This window comes from Escherichia sp. MOD1-EC6300 (assembly GCF_002965045.1).
In the GTDB taxonomy this organism is placed as follows: domain Bacteria; phylum Pseudomonadota; class Gammaproteobacteria; order Enterobacterales; family Enterobacteriaceae; genus Escherichia; species Escherichia coli_F.
This window is the reverse complement of sequence record NZ_PTRH01000003.1, coordinates 63,484-81,296: the sequence shown is the minus strand read 5'-3', so window position 1 is coordinate 81,296 and position 17,813 is coordinate 63,484. Positions and strand designations below refer to the sequence as shown.

Below are 17,813 nucleotides of genomic sequence, written 5' to 3'. Positions count from 1 at the left end.
CGGGATTAGCAAGTCAGGAGGTCTTATGAATGAGTTCAAGAGGTGTATGCGCGTGTTTAGTCATTCTCCCTTTAAAGTACGGTTAATGCTGCTCTCTATGTTGTGCGATATGGTCAACAACAAACCGCAGCAAGATAAACCTTCCGATAAATAGCGGCGTCGCGGTACGCCGCTTCACTCCTGCTTTTATGCAGGCACAACGCGTTTTGCTCTGAAAAACCCCACTTTTTGTCGGATTTGCAATCCCCTTCGCAAAAGATTTGTTCGTCAGTAGTTGACCTGAACGGCAGCTCGCTCTATCTTCTTGCAGCCCTGCGTATATTGCGGCTCGCGGATGCGGACCCTTTTCCCCTCTTCACGCACTCTTGCAGGTATTGACCCTTGACGCCAGGGTAAGCACATGGCGTTTGTTACGATAGTGGCATATGAATTTAACCCTCAAAGAATCGCTTGTTACCCGTAGCCGGGTATTTAGCCCGTGGACTGCGTTCTACTTTTTACAGTCGCTATTAATTAACCTCGGCTTAGGTTACCCCTTCAGTTTGCTATACACCGCCGCATTTACGGCTATTTTGCTTTTGCTATGGCGAACATTGCCTCGCGTGCAAAAAGTTCTGCTCGGCGTCAGTTCACTGGTCGCCGCTTGTTATTTCCCTTTTGCACAGGCCTACGGCGCGCCTAACTTCAATACCTTGCTGGCATTGCATTCCACCAATATGGAAGAGTCGACCGAAATCCTGACGATTTTTCCGTGGTACAGCTACCTGGTCGGCTTATTTATTTTTGCGCTCGGCGTAATAGCAATCAGGCGGAAAAAAGAGAGCGAAAAAGCGCGCTGGAATACCTTCGACAGTCTGTGTCTGGTATTCAGTGTGGCGACATTTTTTGTTGCTCCCGTGCAAAATCTGGCCTGGGGCGGCGTATTTAAACTGAAAGATACTGGCTATCCGGTATTTCGTTTTGCTAAGGATGTCATCGTCAATAATAACGAGGTGATTGAAGAGCAAGAACGGATGGCAAAACTTTCCGGAATGAAAGATACCTGGACGGTCACTGCCGTTAAGCCGAAATATCAGACCTATGTGGTGGTGATCGGTGAAAGTGCGCGTCGCGATGCCCTCGGTGCCTTTGGCGGTCACTGGGATAATACCCCGTTTGCCAGCAGCGTTAACGGTTTGCTTTTTGCTGACTATATTGCCGCCAGTGGCTCCACGCAGAAATCGCTTGGCTTAACACTCAATCGCGTAGTCGATGGCAAACCACAGTTTCAAGATAACTTTGTCACCCTGGCAAATCGCGCGGGCTTCCAGACCTGGTGGTTTTCCAACCAGGGTCAAATCGGCGAATACGATACCGCTATCGCCAGCATCGCCAAACGGGCAGATGAAGTGTACTTCCTGAAAGAAGGTAATTTTGAAGCAGATAAAAACACGAAAGACGAAGCGTTACTGGATATGACCGCTCAAGTGCTGGCACAAGAGCACTCGCAACCGCAGCTGATTGTTCTACATCTGATGGGCTCACATCCACAGGCCTGCGACCGGACACAAGGCAAATACGAAACCTTTGTGCAATCGAAAGAAACGTCGTGCTATCTCTATACCATGACGCAAACGGACGATTTACTGCGTAAGCTGTACGATCAGTTACGCAACAGCGGCAGCAGCTTCTCGCTGGTTTACTTTTCTGACCACGGTCTGGCCTTTAAAGAGCGCGGCAAAGACGTGCAATACCTTGCCCATGATGATAAATATCAGCAGAATTTCCAGGTGCCTTTTATGGTCATTTCGAGCGACGATAAAGCGCATCGGGTGATTAAAGCCCGCCGCTCTGCCAATGACTTCTTAGGCTTTTTCTCCCAGTGGACGGGAATTAAAGCGAAGGAAATTAACATCAAATACCCGTTTATCTCTGAGAAGAAAGCCGGGCCGATATATATCACCAACTTCCAGTTACAGAAGGTAGATTACAACCATCTCGGAACCGATATTTTCGACCCGAAACCTTAAAAACAAAAATCCGCCCCGAGAGGCGGATTTTTTATATCACCGAAGTGATTAGAAGCGGTAACCAACACCGGCAATCCAGGTGCCTACGTCAACGCTACGAATACGGCTCTGCTCGTAAGAGAAGTCCAGAGCAACGTTTTCCATCGGGTTAAACTGCAGACCTGCACCGTAGGAGAAACCGTAGTCGCTGGTGTCGTGTTTGTAGGTCGGGTATTCAGTGGTCTGGAATTTACCGTAACCCACACCCACTACACCGTAGATGCTTGCCCAGTCGTTAATGCGGTAAGCCGGACCAGCAGTGATGCCGTAGTACTGGTTTTTGTTGTAGTCACCAGAGCTTGCAGTACGGCTTTTCTCGGTGTAAGTGAAAGAACCGATCACACCCAGCGGGCTGTTGTCTTCTTCATAGCGGTATTTCAGGTTGAAACCGCCCATTTTGTTCATTTGGCCCTGAGCGTCGCTCTGTGCGTAACCGCCAGTTACGGTAGAAGTCGCAGCTACGGAAGTACCTGCGGTGAAAGCCAGAACTGCGGCCAGTGCTGAAAGACATGCAATTTTTTTCATAACCACCTCAAATGTGATTCAAATAAGTCCTAAGTTTTAAATATATCAAAAATTAATGGGAAACTCTTCGCGATTTATGATGTCTAACGGGCCATTTCATGTAACAGAACGTTTCCATACACCGCTATCCATCTAAATTTAAATCACTTTTTCAGAGAACTGCGTAAGTATTACGCATGTATTCCCTGTCATTCATCCAGATTATTCCTAATCACCAGACTAATGATTCCATCAATCCTGGCGCATTTTAGTCAAAACGGGGGAAAATTTTTTCAACAAATGCTCAACCAGCATTGGGTATATCCAGTACACTCCACGCTTTACTTAGGTTTAGATATTTGTGGGAGAAAGGATGCCTGGTTCATTACGTAAAATGCCGGTCTGGTTACCAATAGTCATATTGCTCGTTGCCATGGCGTCTATTCAGGGTGGAGCCTCGTTAGCTAAGTCACTTTTTCCTCTGGTGGGTGCACCGGGTGTCACTGCGCTGCGTCTGGCATTAGGAACGCTGATCCTCATCGCGTTCTTTAAGCCATGGCGACTGCGCTTTGCCAAAGAGCAACGATTACCGCTGTTGTTTTACGGCGTTTCGCTGGGTGGGATGAATTATCTTTTTTATCTTTCTATTCAAACGGTCCCACTGGGTATTGCGGTGGCGCTTGAGTTCACCGGACCACTGGCGGTGGCGCTGTTCTCTTCTCGTCGCCCGGTAGATTTCGTCTGGGTTGTGCTGGCGGTTCTTGGTCTGTGGTTCCTGCTACCGCTGGGGCAAGACGTTTCCCATGTCGATTTAACCGGCTGTGCGCTGGCACTGGGAGCAGGGGCTTGTTGGGCTATTTACATTTTAAGTGGGCAACGCGCAGGAGCGGAACATGGCCCTGCGACGGTGGCAATTGGTTCGTTGATTGCAGCGTTAATTTTCGTGCCAATTGGAGCGCTTCAGGCTGGTGAAGCACTCTGGCACTGGTCGGTTATTCCATTGGGTCTGGCGGTCGCTATTCTCTCGACCGCTCTGCCTTATTCGCTGGAAATGATTGCCCTCACCCATTTGCCAACACGGACATTTGGTACGCTGATGAGCATGGAACCGGCGCTGGCTGCCGTTTCCGGGATGATTTTCCTCGGAGAAACATTGACACCCATACAGCTGCTGGCGCTCGGCGCTATCATCGCCGCTTCAATGGGTTCTACGCTGACAGTACGCAAAGAGAGCAAAATAAAAGAATTAGACATTAATTAAATTTACATTTCTGCATGGTTATGCATAACCATGCAGAATTTCTCGCTACTTTTCCTCCACACCGTCTTTATATATCGAATTATGCAAAAGCATATTTATTCCGAAAATTCCTGGCGAGCCAATAAATAAGAATTGTTCTTATCAATATATCTAACTGATTGAATTTTTATTAGTTTTGTTTTTCACGCTTGTTACCACTATTAGTGTGATAGGAACAGCCAGAATAGCGGAACACATAGCCGGTGCTATACTTAGTCTCGTTAATTACTGGGACATAACATCAAGAGGATATGAAATTATGAGTACCGCTAAATTAGTTAAATCAAAAGCGACCAATCTGCTTTATACCCGCAACGATGTCTCTGACAGCGAGAAAAAAGCAACAGTAGAGTTGCTGAATCGCCAGGTTATCCAGTTTATTGATCTTTCTTTGATTACCAAACAAGCGCACTGGAACATGCGCGGCGCTAACTTCATTGCCGTACATGAAATGCTGGATGGCTTCCGCACCGCACTGATCGATCATCTGGATACCATGGCAGAACGTGCAGTGCAGCTGGGCGGTGTAGCTCTGGGGACCACTCAAGTTATCAACAGCAAAACCCCGCTGAAAAGTTACCCGCTGGACATCCACAACGTTCAGGATCACCTGAAAGAACTGGCTGACCGTTACGCGATTGTCGCTAATGATGTACGTAAAGCGATTGGCGAAGCGAAAGATGACGACACCGCAGATATCCTGACCGCCGCGTCTCGCGACCTGGATAAATTCCTGTGGTTTATCGAGTCTAACATCGAATAAATCCATCGCTGATGGTGCAGAAATTTAGTAAACGATAACAGCGGCTTCCTGACAGGAGGCCGTTTTGTTTTGCAATCCGCCTCAACGCACTTATTTAGTGCATCCATCCGCTGTCCGCGACCATCAAAGTAAATTTTTTGTATCCACATCATCACACAATCGTTACATAAAGATTGTTTTTTCATCAGGTTTTACGCTAAATAATCACTGTGTTGAGTGCACAATTTTAGCGCACCAGTTTGGTGCCCCAGAATGGTGCATCTTCAGGGTATTGCCCTATAAATCGTGCATTACGTTTTTACCGCATCTCGATAAATCAATGAGTTGCAAAACTGGCACGATTTTTTCATATATGTGAATGTCACGCAGGGGATCGTCCCGTGGATAGAAAAAAGGAAATGCTATGAAGTCTGTATTAAAAGTTTCACTGGCTGCACTGACCCTGGCTTTTGCGGTTTCTTCTCATGCCGCGGATAAAAAATTAGTTGTCGCGACGGATACCGCCTTCGTTCCGTTTGAATTTAAACAGGGCGATAAATACGTGGGCTTTGACGTTGATCTGTGGGCTGCCATCGCTAAAGAGCTGAAGCTGGATTACGAACTGAAGCCGATGGATTTCAGTGGGATCATTCCGGCACTGCAAACCAAAAACGTCGATCTGGCGCTGGCGGGCATCACCATTACCGACGAGCGTAAAAAAGCGATCGATTTCTCTGACGGCTACTACAAAAGCGGCCTGTTAGTGATGGTGAAAGCTAACAATAACGATGTGAAAAGCGTGAAAGATCTCGACGGGAAAGTGGTTGCTGTGAAGAGCGGCACTGGCTCCGTTGATTACGCGAAAGCAAACATCAAAACTAAAGATCTGCGTCAGTTCCCGAACATTGATAACGCCTATATGGAACTGGGCACCAACCGCGCAGATGCCGTTCTGCACGATACGCCAAACATTCTGTACTTCATCAAAACCGCCGGTAACGGTCAGTTCAAAGCGGTAGGTGACTCTCTGGAAGCACAGCAATACGGTATTGCGTTCCCGAAAGGTAGCGACGAGCTGCGTGACAAAGTCAACGGCGCATTGAAAACCCTGCGCGAGAACGGAACTTACAACGAAATCTACAAAAAATGGTTCGGTACTGAACCGAAATAATAATGCTACGCCTGTAAAGCGCACTGGCAGTTCCCTCTCCCCTCTGGGGAGAGGATTAGGGTGAGGGGCGCAAACCCGCTCCGGGGCCGTTAATTACCCTGAATTTGATTATTTACACCACGGTAACAGGAACAACATATGCAGTTTGACTGGAGTGCCATCTGGCCTGCCATTCCGCTTCTGATTGAAGGTGCCAAAATGACCCTGTGGATTTCTGTCCTCGGTCTGGCTGGCGGCCTGGTGATCGGATTGCTGGCAGGTTTTGCACGCACCTTCGGTGGTTGGATATCCAACCACGTCGCGCTGGTCTTTATTGAAGTGATCCGCGGCACACCTATCGTCGTCCAGGTGATGTTTATCTACTTCGCCCTGCCGATGGCGTTTAACGACTTACGCATCGACCCATTTACTGCGGCGGTGGTCACCATCATGATCAACTCCGGCGCATACATTGCGGAAATCACGCGTGGTGCGGTGCTGTCTATCCACAAAGGTTTCCGTGAAGCAGGACTGGCGCTCGGTCTTTCACGTTGGGAAACCATTCGCTACGTCATTTTACCGCTGGCACTGCGTCGTATGCTGCCGCCGCTGGGTAACCAGTGGATCATCAGCATTAAAGACACCTCGCTGTTTATTGTTATCGGCGTGGCGGAACTGACCCGTCAGGGGCAAGAAATTATTGCCGGTAATTTCCGCGCCCTTGAGATCTGGAGCGCCGTGGCGGTGTTCTATCTGATTATTACCCTGGTGCTGAGCTTTATTCTGCGTCGTCTGGAAAGAAGGATGAAAATCCTGTGATTGAATTTAAAAACGTCTCCAAGCATTTTGGTCCAACCCAGGTGCTGCACAATATCGATTTGAACATTGCTCAGGGCGAAGTCGTGGTGATTATCGGGCCGTCCGGTTCCGGTAAATCGACCCTGCTGCGTTGCATCAACAAACTGGAAGAAATCACCTCCGGCGATCTGATTGTCGATGGCCTGAAGGTTAACGATCCGAAAGTTGACGAGCGCCTGATTCGCCAGGAAGCGGGTATGGTGTTCCAGCAGTTTTACCTTTTCCCGCATCTGACGGCGCTGGAAAACGTCATGTTTGGCCCGCTACGTGTACGTGGCGCGAACAAAGAAGAGGCGGAAAAACTGGCGCGTGAACTGCTGGCGAAAGTCGGTCTGGCAGAACGTGCACATCACTACCCTTCCGAACTTTCTGGTGGTCAGCAGCAGCGTGTGGCGATTGCCCGCGCGCTGGCGGTGAAGCCGAAAATGATGCTATTTGATGAACCGACTTCCGCTCTTGACCCGGAACTGCGCCATGAAGTGCTGAAGGTTATGCAGGATCTGGCTGAAGAAGGGATGACGATGGTGATCGTGACACACGAAATCGGTTTTGCCGAGAAAGTCGCTTCGCGCCTGATCTTTATCGACAAAGGCCGGATTGCGGAAGATGGCGATCCGCAGGTGTTGATCAAGAACCCACCGAGCCAGCGCTTGCAGGAATTTTTGCAGCACGTCTCTTAACTTCTCAGCCTCCCTTTCCCCCGAAAGGGAGGCACACCAGATTCCTCTCATTTAAAATCGCCCCTCCTCCAGCATCTATACTTATCTTTTTGCTCTGTTTTCTCACTGGAGGAGTCATGCGGTGGATCCTGTTCATCCTCTTCTGCCTGCTGGGCGCACCTGCCCACGCGGTATCCATACCCGGCGTTACAACCACAACGACAACGGACTCAACGACTGAACCGGCCCCGGAACCGGATATCGAACAAAAAAAAGCGGCCTATGGCGCACTGGCGGATGTGCTGGATAATGACACCTCGCGTAAAGAGTTGATCGACCAGTTGCGCACCGTCGCCGCGACGCCCCCTGCGGAACCCGTACCGAAGATCGTGCCGCCGACGCTGGTTGAAGAGCAAACCGTGCTGCAAAAAGTCACCGAAGTCAGCCGCCATTATGGTGAAGCCCTTTCTGCCCGCTTCGGACAACTTTATCGCAATATCACCGGCTCCCCGCATAAGCCGTTTAATCCACAAACCTTCAGCAATGCGTTGACCCATTTTTCAATGTTAGCGGTATTAGTGTTTGGTTTTTACTGGCTGATTCGCCTGTGCGCACTGCCGCTGTATCGCAAAATGGGCCAGTGGGCGCGGCAAAAAAATCGTGAGCGCAGTAACTGGTTGCAGCTTCCGGCGATGATTATCGGGGCGTTTATTATCGACCTGCTGTTACTGGCACTGACATTATTTGTCGGCCAGGTCTTAAGCGACAACCTGAATGCGGGCAGTCGCACCATCGCTTTCCAACAAAGTTTGTTTCTCAATGCCTTTGCCCTGATTGAATTTTTCAAAGCCGTACTACGCCTGATTTTTTGCCCCAATGTGGCGGAGCTGCGCCCGTTCACGATTCAGGACGAAAGCGCCCGTTACTGGAGTCGTCGCCTGAGCTGGTTAAGCAGCCTGATTGGGTATGGTCTGATTGTGGCTGTGCCGATTATCTCTAATCAGGTGAATGTGCAAATCGGTGCGCTAGCGAACGTCATCATTATGCTGTGCATGACCGTCTGGGCGCTGTACCTGATCTTTCGTAATAAAAAAGAGATTACGCAGCATTTGCTCAACTTCGCGGAACACTCGCTGGCCTTTTTCAGCCTGTTTATTCGCGCTTTTGCGCTGGTGTGGCACTGGTTGGCAAGCGCCTATTTTATCGTGCTGTTTTTCTTTTCGTTGTTCGATCCGGGCAACAGCCTGAAATTTATGATGGGTGCAACGGTACGCAGCCTGGCGATTATTGGTATCGCCGCGTTTGTTTCCGGTATGTTTTCCCGCTGGTTGGCGAAGACCATCACTCTCTCGCCACATACTCAGCGTAATTATCCGGAACTGCAAAAACGGCTGAATGGATGGCTTTCGGCGGCACTGAAAACAGCGCGTATTCTGACAGTCTGCGTGGCGGTAATGCTGCTGTTGAGCGCATGGGGATTGTTCGATTTCTGGAACTGGCTGCAAAACGGCGCGGGGCAGAAAACCGTAGATATCCTGATCCGTATCGCACTCATCCTTTTCTTCTCGGCGGTTGGCTGGACGGTGCTCGCCAGTTTGATCGAAAACCGGCTGGCTTCGGATATTCATGGCCGCCCGCTACCGAGCGCCCGTACGCGTACTCTGCTGACGCTGTTTCGCAACGCGCTGGCGGTGATTATCAGTACCATCACCATCATGATTGTGTTGTCAGAAATCGGCGTCAATATCGCGCCATTGCTGGCAGGTGCCGGGGCATTAGGTCTGGCTATCTCATTTGGTTCGCAAACGCTGGTGAAAGATATCATCACCGGCGTGTTTATACAGTTTGAAAACGGCATGAATACCGGTGATTTAGTGACTATCGGGCCGTTGACCGGCACTGTGGAACGGATGTCGATTCGCTCCGTGGGAGTGCGTCAGGATACCGGGGCGTATCACATCATTCCGTGGTCTTCGATTACCACCTTTGCTAACTTCGTCCGCGGCATTGGTTCGGTAGTGGCAAATTACGATGTTGATCGCCATGAAGATGCTGATAAAGCCAATCAGGCGCTGAAAGATGCGGTAGCGGAATTGATGGCAAACGAAGAAATTCGCGGGTTGATTATCGGTGAACCGAACTTTGCCGGGATTGTCGGCTTAAGCAATACCGCATTTACACTGCGAGTTTCGTTCACTACGCTGCCACTCAAACAGTGGACGGTACGCTTTGCCCTCGACAGCCAGGTGAAAAAACATTTCGACCTGGCTGGCGTTCGCGCGCCGGTACAGACTTATCAGGTGCTGCCCGCTCCGGGCGCGGCCCCGGCTGAACCGCTGCCACCGGGAGAACCGACACTTTAACGCTGGCGATTGACAAAACGACGGCGCTGCTCGTCGTTCATAAAGGTCCAGGCAATAAAGCGACTCTGCTTTTGCCCCTGGGCCATCTCTTTTTTGACCACTTTCACCGCGCCCACGTCCGTCAGAGCACGATACAACGGCGGTAAGTTTTCGCCACGAGATACCAACGAGGTAAACCAAATCACCTGCTTCGCGAAGCCTTTGCTCTCTTCAATCATCTTTTTGATAAAAGCGACTTCACCGCCGTCACACCACAGCTCCTGTTGCTGACCACCAAAGTTCAGTGCATCGTCTTTGTTCAGCCCCAGGTTACGCCGTTTACGCTCACTACCCGCCCGTGCCGCAGCGGCGGAATCGTGGAATGGCGGGTTACACAAGGTCGCGTCGTATTGCTCGTTTTTGTGGATAATACCGTTAAAAATCGCCCCACTCTCTTTTTGCCGACGCAGACGAATGGCGCGGTTAAGCCCCGGATTAGCACTGATGATCGCCTGCGCACTGCTTAACGCCTGGCTGCTGGTTTCACTACCGGTAAAACGCCAGCCATATTCATGTACGCCAATCAGCGGATAAATACAGTTCGCACCAACGCCGATATCCAGAATGCTGGCATTAGCTGGAATTGATCCTGTTGCTTCTGCCAGTAAATCGGCAAGGTGATGAATATAATCCGCCCGGCCCGGTACTGGCGGGCAGAGAAAACCGTCCGGGATATCCCAGTTCGCTACGGCGTAAAAATGGGCCAGCAACGCCTTATTGAGCGCCTTCACCGCCAGCGGATTGGCAAAGTCTACGCTTTGCTCCCCGGCGGGTGTAAGCGTGAGGAATTGCCCGAGTTCAGGATTCACCTGACAAAGCGTGGCAAGATCGTAGCGGCTGTGATGACGGTTGCGCGGATGCAACCCCGGTTTCTGGGCGGACATAGCATTCTCCTTTAAGCAGCGGCGTAAGATACCCGCATAACGCGACAGGGTAAATATCTGGCTGCGTTTATCATTCCCCAAAGCCTTAACATGGCTATGGTTTATGGCAATTCATCATAAAAATCAGCATCATGCATGTCATTGATTTGTCTTATTTTGTAAAAATATATCGTTCAAAAAACAAGCACATCTCTGTCAATTTTTTGCGTCATTTTCATCGTCCAGGCGACCTACACTTATCAGGCACTACCCGTTGTATTTATGAGGATGTCATTATGAAAAAGTGCCTCACACTACTGATTGCCACCGTCCTGAGCGGAATCTCTCTCACGGCTTATGCCGCGCAACCGATGAGTAACCTGGACAGCGGTCAGCTACGGCCCGCCGGTACCGTTTCGGCAACTGGCGCATCAAACCTAAGCGATCTGGAGGATAAACTGGCAGAAAAAGCGCGCGAACAAGGCGCGAAAGGTTATGTCATTAATTCCGCAGGCGGAAATGACCAGATGTTCGGTACTGCAACCATCTACAAATAACCCCACCAACGTAACTGCATTCGCCTCTGGATGCAGTTTTCGCCTGTTTTGTAATCAAAAAACATCAAATATGAACGCAATGTAAATAAATGTATTTCTTTTTCGCGCAATGGGTGATAGAAAATCGCGCCAAGTGATAATGCTTATCAAAATTATTATCACTTGCACGAACACTATCACGGGATTAACAGTGGCATCGCATCCGCAGAGAGGCTTTCTCGTGACAGTGAAAATTTCAACATATAAGAAAAAGTCACCTGCAAAATGGAAAACAATCGCAATTTCCCTGCCAGACAATTTCATTCGCTCACGTTCTTTGCCGGTCTTTGTATTGGTATTACGCCTGTGGCACAGGCACTCGCCGCCGAAGGGCAAACTAACGCGGATGACACGCTGGTTGTCGAAGCATCAACGCCTTCGCTTTATGCACCACAACAATCTGCCGATCCGAAATTCTCGCGTCCGGTAGCGAATACTACCCGCACGATGACGGTGATTTCTGAACAAGTGATTAAAGATCAGGGCGCAACCAACCTTACCGACGCGCTCAAAAACGTCCCCGGCGTGGGTGCGTTTTTTGCGGGTGAGAACGGTAACTCCACCACTGGCGACGCCATTTATATGCGTGGTGCCGATACCTCTAACAGTATTTATATTGATGGCATTCGCGATATCGGCAGCGTCTCGCGCGACACCTTCAATACCGAGCAGGTCGAAGTGATTAAAGGGCCGTCCGGCACCGACTACGGGCGCAGCGCACCGACGGGCTCGATCAATATGATCAGCAAGCAGCCGCGCAATGATTCGGGCATTGACGCCTCCGCGAGTATTGGCAGCGCCTGGTTCCGCCGCGGCACGCTGGACGTCAATCAGGTCATTGGTGATACCACCGCGGTGCGCCTGAATGTAATGGGCGAAAAAACGCACGATGCCGGACGCGACAAAGTCAAAAATGAGCGTTACGGCGTCGCCCCTTCTGTCGCTTTTGGCCTTGGTACAGCGAATCGTTTGTATCTTAATTATCTGCATGTCACCCAGCACAACACGCCAGACGGCGGCATTCCAACCATCGGTTTGCCGGGCTATTCTGCCCCATCTGCGGGAACGGCGGCCCTGAATCATTCCGGAAAAGTTGATACGCATAACTTTTACGGCACGGATTCCGATTACGACGATTCGACCACCGACACCGCTACCATGCGTTTTGAGCACGACATCAACGATAACACCACCATTCGCAACACTACCCGTTGGTCGCGCGTAAAGCAGGATTACCTGATGACGGCGATTATGGGCGGGGCATCGAATATTACCCAGCCCACCAGCGATGTGAATAGCTGGACGTGGTCACGTACGGCGAATACCAAAGATGTGAGTAATAAAATTCTCACCAACCAGACCAACCTGACCTCGACGTTCTATACCGGCTCTATCGGTCATGATGTCAGTACCGGCGTGGAATTTACCCGTGAGACGCAGACCAACTACGGCGTTAATCCGGTGACGTTACCGGCGGTGAATATTTATCATCCTGACAGCAGCATTCATCCCGGCGGCCTGACGCGCAACGGCGCAAACGCCAATGGTCAGACGGATACCTTCGCAATTTACGCCTTCGATACGCTGCAAATCACCCGTGATTTTGAGCTGAACGGCGGGATCCGTCTGGATAATTATCATACTGAATATGACAGTGCCACCGCCTGCGGCGGCAGCGGACGCGGTGCCGTTACCTGCCCAGCTGGCGTGGCGAAAGGTTCTCCGGTCACCACTGTTGACACCGCCAAGTCTGGCAATCTGGTGAACTGGAAAGCCGGGGCGCTGTATCACCTGACGGAAAACGGCAATGTCTATATTAACTATGCCGTTTCCCAACAGCCGCCGGGCGGAAACAACTTCGCCCTTGCGCAGTCTGGCAGCGGTAACAGTGCCAACCGTACCGATTTTAAACCGCAAAAAGCCAACACCAGCGAGATTGGCACCAAATGGCAGGTTCTGGATAAACGCCTGTTGCTCACCGCCGCGCTGTTCCGTACTGATATCGAAAATGAAGTTGAGCAAAATGATGACGGAACTTACTCGCAATACGGTAAGAAACGCGTCGAAGGCTATGAGATATCCGTGGCCGGGAATATCACTCCCGCGTGGCAGGTGATTGGCGGCTATACCCAGCAAAAAGCAACCATCAAAAACGGCAAAGATGTTGCCCAGGATGGTTCCTCATCGCTGCCGTATACCCCGGAGCACGCCTTTACCTTATGGAGCCAGTACCAGGCAACCGATGATATTTCCGTTGGTGCGGGCGCACGCTATATCGGCAGTATGCATAAAGGTTCTGACGGCGCGGTGGGAACGCCAGCGTTTACCGAAGGTTATTGGGTCGCCGACGCTAAACTGGGGTATCGGGTTAATCGCAATCTCGACTTCCAGCTAAACGTCTACAACCTGTTTGATACCGATTACGTCGCCTCAATCAACAAGAGCGGCTACCGTTATCACCCGGGCGAGCCAAGAACGTTCCTGCTTACCGCCAATATGCATTTCTGATTCAGATGTGGGGCGCAGGGCTCACTAATGTTGATGGCGAGAACAGGACTGCCTGATGCGCTGCGCTTATCAGGCCTACAAGGTTGTGCAATGCATTGAATTCACATCATTTGGTAGGCCGGATAAGGCGTTCACGCCGCATCCGGCATGAACAAAGCACCTGCTGTTAAAAATCGGTGTAGGGTAAAAGCCCCACTTTTTGGAGAACTTGTATGATGTACCACATTCCCGGCGTGCTATCGCCAAAGGACGTCGCCCGGTTTCGCGAACAACTGGAACAAGCCGAATGGGTTGATGGACGCGTCACCACCGGCGCACAAGGCGCGCAAGTTAAGAACAATCAACAGGTCGACACCCACAGCGCGTTATACGCCGCCCTGCAAAATGAGGTGCTGAACGCGGTTAACCAACATGCATTGTTCTTTGCCGCTGCCTTGCCGCGTACCCTTTCCACGCCGCTGTTTAATCGTTATCAGAACAATGAAACTTACGGTTTTCATGTGGATGGCGCGGTACGCAGTCACCCACAAAACGGCTGGATGCGCACTGACCTTTCTGCCACGCTGTTTTTAAGCGATCCACAAAGCTACGACGGCGGCGAACTGGTCGTTAATGACACCTTCGGACAACATCGGGTAAAACTCCCGGCAGGCGATCTGGTGTTGTACCCTTCCAGCAGCCTGCACTGCGTGACCCCCGTAACCCGTGGCGTACGGGTGGCATCATTTATGTGGATCCAGTCGATGATCCGCGATGATAAAAAGCGCGCCATGCTGTTCGAACTGGACACCAATATTCAGTCGCTGAAAAGCCGCCATGGCGAAAGTGAAGAGATCCTGTCGCTGCTCAATCTTTATCATAATCTGCTGCGGGAATGGTCGGAGATCTGACGCTTGAACTGCCCGAGTTCGTCCCTATATTAGCTACACTTAACTGTACAAGCATTGATATGGGGAGGACGATATGGCATCCGGTTGGGCTAACGATGACGCCGTCAACGAACAGATCAACAGTACAATTGAAGATGCGATTGCTCGTGCCCGGGGTGAAATTCCGCGTGGCGAGAGCCTGTATGAATGTGAAGAGTGCGGCGCCCCCATCCCGCAGGCCCGTCGGGAAGCCATTCCTGGCGTGCGCTTATGCATTCACTGCCAACAGGAGAAAGATTTACAAAAACCAGCTTATACAGGATATAATCGCAGAGGTTCGAAAGACAGCCAGTTACGTTAACTACAACTGGCGGGATGTATAGCGAGTATAATTTGTATTTTGCGTGGCATTCCGTGCCTTTAACGCTGTCGTGACTGCCACGCTGCATAAAACACGTCCATAAGTTCAACAAATAAATGGATTATCAGTATGTTAGATATCAATCAATTTATTTGAACAAGGCGGTCAATTCTCTTCGATTTTATCTCTCGAAAAAAAACGTGATACTCATCACATCGACGAAACAACGTCACTTATACAAAAATCACCTGCGAGAGATTAATTATGAAAACTATCAATACTGTTGTTGCTGCTATGGCTCTTTCAACTCTGTCATTTGGCGTGTTTGCCGCGGAACCGGTAACGGCATCCCAGGCACAGAACATGAATAAAATCGGCGTGGTTTCTGCCGATGGCGCATCCACCCTCGATGCCCTGGAAGCGAAACTGGCTGAGAAAGCTGCGGCTGCTGGTGCTAGTGGATACAGCATCACTTCCGCCACCAACAACAATAAATTAAGCGGTACCGCGGTTATCTATAAGTAATTCGTAGGCTGGATAAGGCGTTCACGTCGCATCCGGCAACAGGTGCCTGATGCGACGCTACCGCATCTTATCAGGCCTACAAAATCCGAACCGTTTGACGGATAAGGCGTTTACGCTACGTCCAGCATAAGTATTTCCCTGTCTGTTTGCCGACAGACGCATATGCTCTAACCCTCATTGATCCTATGTTACCCTTGTTTGCCCGTCCGTCACTGGACGGGCTTTTTTTAGTTGGCTAACTGCTGACAGAAAGCCTGCAACGTCTCTTCCGGCATACCAATCTGCCGTGCCGCATCACAAATGGCCTGCCAGCTTCCCGCATCCAGTGGAATCCCCAACTCCTGCCGTTCGCGACGCGTGTTCACTTCCCACTCACCCGGTAGCAAAATCGGCTTATCGTCATCATGCGGCGAGGCTTTCACCCACTGGGCAAAGGCTTCGGTCTGCGCACTACAATCCGGCGCGCCGAACAGTTCTGGGTTGATGATGATGGTGGTCATGCAGTTAATAATGGCATCGGGACTGGTTTGTAACGTTTCCTGATGCGTTGTTTTACCGCCAGAAAGCGCCCCGCCAAGAATTTCACACATCGCCGCGAGGGCGTAGCCTTTATGTTCGGCAAAGGTCAACAACGAACCCAACGGCGACTCCTGCATTACCGCCGGATTTGTCGTCGGTACGCCGTTAACGTCAATCAGACAGCCTGGCGGCACGGGTACGCCTTTATGCCAGGCGACGCGAGTTTTGCCAAATGCGATGGCGCTGGTGGCGTAATCGAGCAACAGCGGGAAATTATCTTTACGTGGGAAAACCACACAGAATGGGTTGGTGCCAAAGCGGCTGTCGCGACCGTGGAACGGCGCGACCATTGGAATACCGACCACGCTAACAAAGTGGATAGAGACAAACCCCGCCGCTGCACACTGCTCCGCCCAGTAACCGATACGGCCGATATGATGCGAGTTATGTAGCGCCACGGCAGCAATACCGTGCTGATGCGCTTTCTCAATCCCCAGCGCCATCGCTTCATGTGCCGCGACCTGACCAAATGCGCGATCGCCATCGAGCGTGACCGCCGCCCCCGCCTCTTTAACGATTTTGGCATGATGGTTAATTTGCAGGTGCCCCTGACTCCAGGAGCGCACATAGCTTGGGATCATGCCAATACCATGTGAATCATGCCCTGCCAGGTTTGCCGCGATTAAATGATCGGCAACTAATTTCGCTTCTTGTTCCTCGCTACCCATCTGACGAAATACAGCCTGAATAAAACTGTGCAACGTCTGAGCATCAAAGCGATGACCACTTTCCATGGTTAACTCCTGTTTATGTTATGTGTTTGTTGTTTTTTTATGCTGCACGCCGGGCGCGGGAAGGTCAATAAAGATGCAGGAATTTCATATTGCGGTGGGGTAAAAGCCGGATGACGTGGCTCATCCGGCTGAGATAAAAATTAAAATGCCTGATTAACGCGCGCCAGGCCATCGCTGATAGTTGCCGCTTCCCCCGTAGCCACCAGGCAGCAAGCCATCTGGATTTTCAGCGATTCGGGAATCGGTTCGCTGCCAGCCAGGCAACGCTCAATCCACTGCGCCGTGGTTTCCGGATCTTTTGCTTGTGGCAGTAACTCGCTACCAGCAGTGTCCTGTTTTTCATACAGCACCCGCATCCCTTCACGGTCAATGAGATTGATCTGCGGGCAGCGCTGCGGATTAGCATACACTTCACCTTCAGTACCATGCATTAGTAGCGCCCGCCCGCCGATATCGCTAAAGAACTTCGCGACGCGTCCAATGTATTCCGGATGCGAAACGCTGGAAAGACGCAGCGCCTCACCTTCGGCAAATGGCGTCGCCAGTTTCGCCAGGGTATGTGCACTGTTACGCACGCCCATCCGCCAGCGCATCGCCAGTTGTTTTTCCAGCGGCGGGCAAAACGCGCCGACTGGCATAAACACCGGTTGATGTTCGTCGAGCTTCGCCTGCGCCTGCCCGCCGTGCAACGTTGGCGTAATACCCATCAGTTCGAAAATGGTTTCTGTCAGCACGCGAGTTGGATCTTCGCTAACCCCGTGAACCACCACAGGGAAACCGAGTTTGTGCAGCAGAATCGCCAACAACGGCGTCAGGTTGGCCTGTTTACGCGCGCCGTTGTAACTGGGGATGACAATCGGCATCGGCTTGCCAACAGGCGGCGTCAGCTTGATGGTGTGATTTTGCATGGCTTCGTAAAAGCCGAGCATCTCTGCTTCCCCTTCCCCTTTGATACGCAGCGCAATCAATACGCCGCCCAACTCAAGGTCAGGGACTTCACCATTGAGCATATGGGCATACAGACCGCGCGCAGTATCCCGGTCTAAATCACGCGCGTGGTTTTTCCCGCGCCCGATCTCTTTAATGATTTTGCGATAGTCCATTTACGACTCCTT

General features: G+C 50.9%; 18 protein-coding genes. 13 read left to right on the top strand and 5 right to left on the bottom strand.

Features of this window, described 5'->3' with window-relative positions; translation table 11 throughout:
* Positions 1-25: 25 nt before the first annotated feature.
* Positions 26-154, top strand: coding sequence for a manganase accumulation protein MntS (mntS, locus tag BGE37_RS05420; RefSeq protein WP_001001761.1), 129 nt, complete (start codon positions 26-28; stop codon positions 152-154).
* Positions 155-425: 271 nt separating this feature from the next.
* The gene (opgE, locus tag BGE37_RS05415) at positions 426-2,009 is read left to right on the top strand and encodes a phosphoethanolamine transferase (RefSeq protein WP_105287846.1); all 1,584 of its coding nucleotides are present in this window, start codon (positions 426-428) and stop codon (positions 2,007-2,009) included.
* Positions 2,010-2,057: 48 nt separating this feature from the next.
* Here the strand turns inward: opgE and ompX are convergent, their stop codons facing one another.
* Both ompX and BGE37_RS25075 read right to left on the bottom strand, forming a co-directional pair.
* Positions 2,058-2,573, bottom strand: coding sequence for an outer membrane protein OmpX (gene ompX, locus BGE37_RS05410; protein ID WP_001295296.1), 516 nt, complete (start codon positions 2,571-2,573; stop codon positions 2,058-2,060).
* 52 nt (positions 2,574-2,625) lie between these two features.
* On the bottom strand, positions 2,626-2,691 hold the full coding sequence (locus tag BGE37_RS25075; RefSeq protein ID WP_120795379.1) for a protein YliM: 66 nt from the start codon (positions 2,689-2,691) through the stop codon (positions 2,626-2,628).
* A gap of 234 nt (positions 2,692-2,925) precedes the next feature.
* On the opposite strand from BGE37_RS25075, the gene rhtA reads away from it, so the two are divergent.
* The 6 genes from rhtA (at position 2,926) to ybiO (ending at position 9,624) form a co-directional block, all read left to right on the top strand.
* Complete coding sequence (gene rhtA / locus BGE37_RS05405; protein WP_105287845.1) at positions 2,926-3,813, top strand: threonine/homoserine exporter RhtA; 888 nt, start codon at positions 2,926-2,928, stop codon at positions 3,811-3,813.
* A 298-nt stretch (positions 3,814-4,111) separates the two neighbouring features.
* On the top strand, positions 4,112-4,615 hold the full coding sequence (gene dps / locus BGE37_RS05395) for a DNA starvation/stationary phase protection protein Dps (RefSeq protein WP_000100800.1): 504 nt from the start codon (positions 4,112-4,114) through the stop codon (positions 4,613-4,615).
* A 403-nt stretch (positions 4,616-5,018) separates the two neighbouring features.
* On the top strand, positions 5,019-5,765 hold the full coding sequence (gene glnH / locus BGE37_RS05385; RefSeq protein ID WP_000843866.1) for a glutamine ABC transporter substrate-binding protein GlnH: 747 nt from the start codon (positions 5,019-5,021) through the stop codon (positions 5,763-5,765).
* Between the two features lie 138 nt (positions 5,766-5,903).
* Positions 5,904-6,563, top strand: coding sequence for a glutamine ABC transporter permease GlnP (gene glnP, locus BGE37_RS05380; protein WP_103253282.1), 660 nt, complete (start codon positions 5,904-5,906; stop codon positions 6,561-6,563).
* Positions 6,560-7,282, top strand: a complete 723-nt coding sequence (glnQ, locus tag BGE37_RS05375) for a glutamine ABC transporter ATP-binding protein GlnQ (RefSeq protein WP_000569080.1) — start codon at positions 6,560-6,562, stop codon at positions 7,280-7,282. The genes glnP and glnQ overlap by 4 nt, the downstream gene beginning before the upstream one ends.
* Positions 7,283-7,398: 116 nt before the next feature.
* The gene (ybiO, locus tag BGE37_RS05370) at positions 7,399-9,624 is read left to right on the top strand and encodes a mechanosensitive channel protein (RefSeq protein ID WP_105287844.1); all 2,226 of its coding nucleotides are present in this window, start codon (positions 7,399-7,401) and stop codon (positions 9,622-9,624) included.
* Here the strand turns inward: ybiO and rlmF are convergent.
* Positions 9,621-10,547 (bottom strand): 23S rRNA (adenine(1618)-N(6))-methyltransferase RlmF, encoded by a 927-nt coding sequence (gene rlmF, locus BGE37_RS05365; RefSeq protein ID WP_157944750.1) that lies wholly within the window; start codon positions 10,545-10,547, stop codon positions 9,621-9,623. The two genes, ybiO and rlmF, sit on opposite strands and share 4 nt — an antisense overlap.
* Before the next feature lie 275 nt (positions 10,548-10,822).
* Here rlmF and mcbA point away from each other — a divergent pair, with 275 nt between their 5' ends.
* The 5 genes from mcbA (at position 10,823) to ybiJ (ending at position 15,385) form a co-directional block, all read left to right on the top strand.
* The gene (gene mcbA, locus BGE37_RS25070) at positions 10,823-11,083 is read left to right on the top strand and encodes a DUF1471 family periplasmic protein McbA (protein ID WP_000710619.1); all 261 of its coding nucleotides are present in this window, start codon (positions 10,823-10,825) and stop codon (positions 11,081-11,083) included.
* Between the two features lie 264 nt (positions 11,084-11,347).
* A complete protein-coding gene (locus tag BGE37_RS05355) occupies positions 11,348-13,630 on the top strand; it encodes a catecholate siderophore receptor Fiu (RefSeq protein ID WP_105277043.1) in 2,283 nt (760 codons plus the stop codon).
* Between the two features lie 212 nt (positions 13,631-13,842).
* On the top strand, positions 13,843-14,520 hold the full coding sequence (gene ybiX, locus BGE37_RS05350; RefSeq protein WP_032183801.1) for a PKHD-type hydroxylase YbiX: 678 nt from the start codon (positions 13,843-13,845) through the stop codon (positions 14,518-14,520).
* A gap of 73 nt (positions 14,521-14,593) precedes the next feature.
* Positions 14,594-14,860 carry a C4-type zinc finger protein YbiI gene (gene ybiI, locus BGE37_RS05345; RefSeq protein WP_000146357.1) on the top strand — a complete coding sequence of 89 codons (267 nt, stop codon included), beginning with the start codon at positions 14,594-14,596 and terminating at the stop codon, positions 14,858-14,860.
* 264 nt (positions 14,861-15,124) lie between these two features.
* Positions 15,125-15,385, top strand: coding sequence for a DUF1471 family protein YbiJ (gene ybiJ / locus BGE37_RS05340; RefSeq protein ID WP_000849301.1), 261 nt, complete (start codon positions 15,125-15,127; stop codon positions 15,383-15,385).
* Between the two features lie 227 nt (positions 15,386-15,612).
* Here ybiJ and hcxB read toward each other — a convergent pair whose 3' ends face one another.
* Together hcxB and ybiB are read right to left on the bottom strand one after the other, a co-directional pair.
* Entirely contained in the window at positions 15,613-16,698 is a 1,086-nt protein-coding gene (hcxB, locus tag BGE37_RS05335) for a hydroxycarboxylate dehydrogenase HcXB (protein WP_105287842.1), read from the bottom strand.
* Between the two features lie 140 nt (positions 16,699-16,838).
* A complete protein-coding gene (ybiB, locus tag BGE37_RS05330) occupies positions 16,839-17,801 on the bottom strand; it encodes a DNA-binding protein YbiB (RefSeq protein ID WP_032183798.1) in 963 nt (320 codons plus the stop codon).
* Positions 17,802-17,813: the final 12 nt, after the last annotated feature.

Coding starts and splice junctions, on each gene's coding strand:
- mntS (WP_001001761.1), top strand. CDS start 26: ATGAATGAGTTCAAGAGGTGTATGCGCGTGTTTAGTCATTCTCCCTTT.
- opgE (WP_105287846.1), top strand. CDS start 426: ATGAATTTAACCCTCAAAGAATCGCTTGTTACCCGTAGCCGGGTATTT.
- ompX (WP_001295296.1), bottom strand. CDS start 2,573: ATGAAAAAAATTGCATGTCTTTCAGCACTGGCCGCAGTTCTGGCTTTC.
- rhtA (WP_105287845.1), top strand. CDS start 2,926: ATGCCTGGTTCATTACGTAAAATGCCGGTCTGGTTACCAATAGTCATA.
- dps (WP_000100800.1), top strand. CDS start 4,112: ATGAGTACCGCTAAATTAGTTAAATCAAAAGCGACCAATCTGCTTTAT.
- glnH (WP_000843866.1), top strand. CDS start 5,019: ATGAAGTCTGTATTAAAAGTTTCACTGGCTGCACTGACCCTGGCTTTT.
- glnP (WP_103253282.1), top strand. CDS start 5,904: ATGCAGTTTGACTGGAGTGCCATCTGGCCTGCCATTCCGCTTCTGATT.
- ybiO (WP_105287844.1), top strand. CDS start 7,399: ATGCGGTGGATCCTGTTCATCCTCTTCTGCCTGCTGGGCGCACCTGCC.
- rlmF (WP_157944750.1), bottom strand. CDS start 10,547: ATGTCCGCCCAGAAACCGGGGTTGCATCCGCGCAACCGTCATCACAGC.
- mcbA (WP_000710619.1), top strand. CDS start 10,823: ATGAAAAAGTGCCTCACACTACTGATTGCCACCGTCCTGAGCGGAATC.
- BGE37_RS05355 (WP_105277043.1), top strand. CDS start 11,348: ATGGAAAACAATCGCAATTTCCCTGCCAGACAATTTCATTCGCTCACG.
- ybiX (WP_032183801.1), top strand. CDS start 13,843: ATGATGTACCACATTCCCGGCGTGCTATCGCCAAAGGACGTCGCCCGG.
- ybiI (WP_000146357.1), top strand. CDS start 14,594: ATGGCATCCGGTTGGGCTAACGATGACGCCGTCAACGAACAGATCAAC.
- ybiJ (WP_000849301.1), top strand. CDS start 15,125: ATGAAAACTATCAATACTGTTGTTGCTGCTATGGCTCTTTCAACTCTG.
- hcxB (WP_105287842.1), bottom strand. CDS start 16,698: ATGGAAAGTGGTCATCGCTTTGATGCTCAGACGTTGCACAGTTTTATT.
- ybiB (WP_032183798.1), bottom strand. CDS start 17,801: ATGGACTATCGCAAAATCATTAAAGAGATCGGGCGCGGGAAAAACCAC.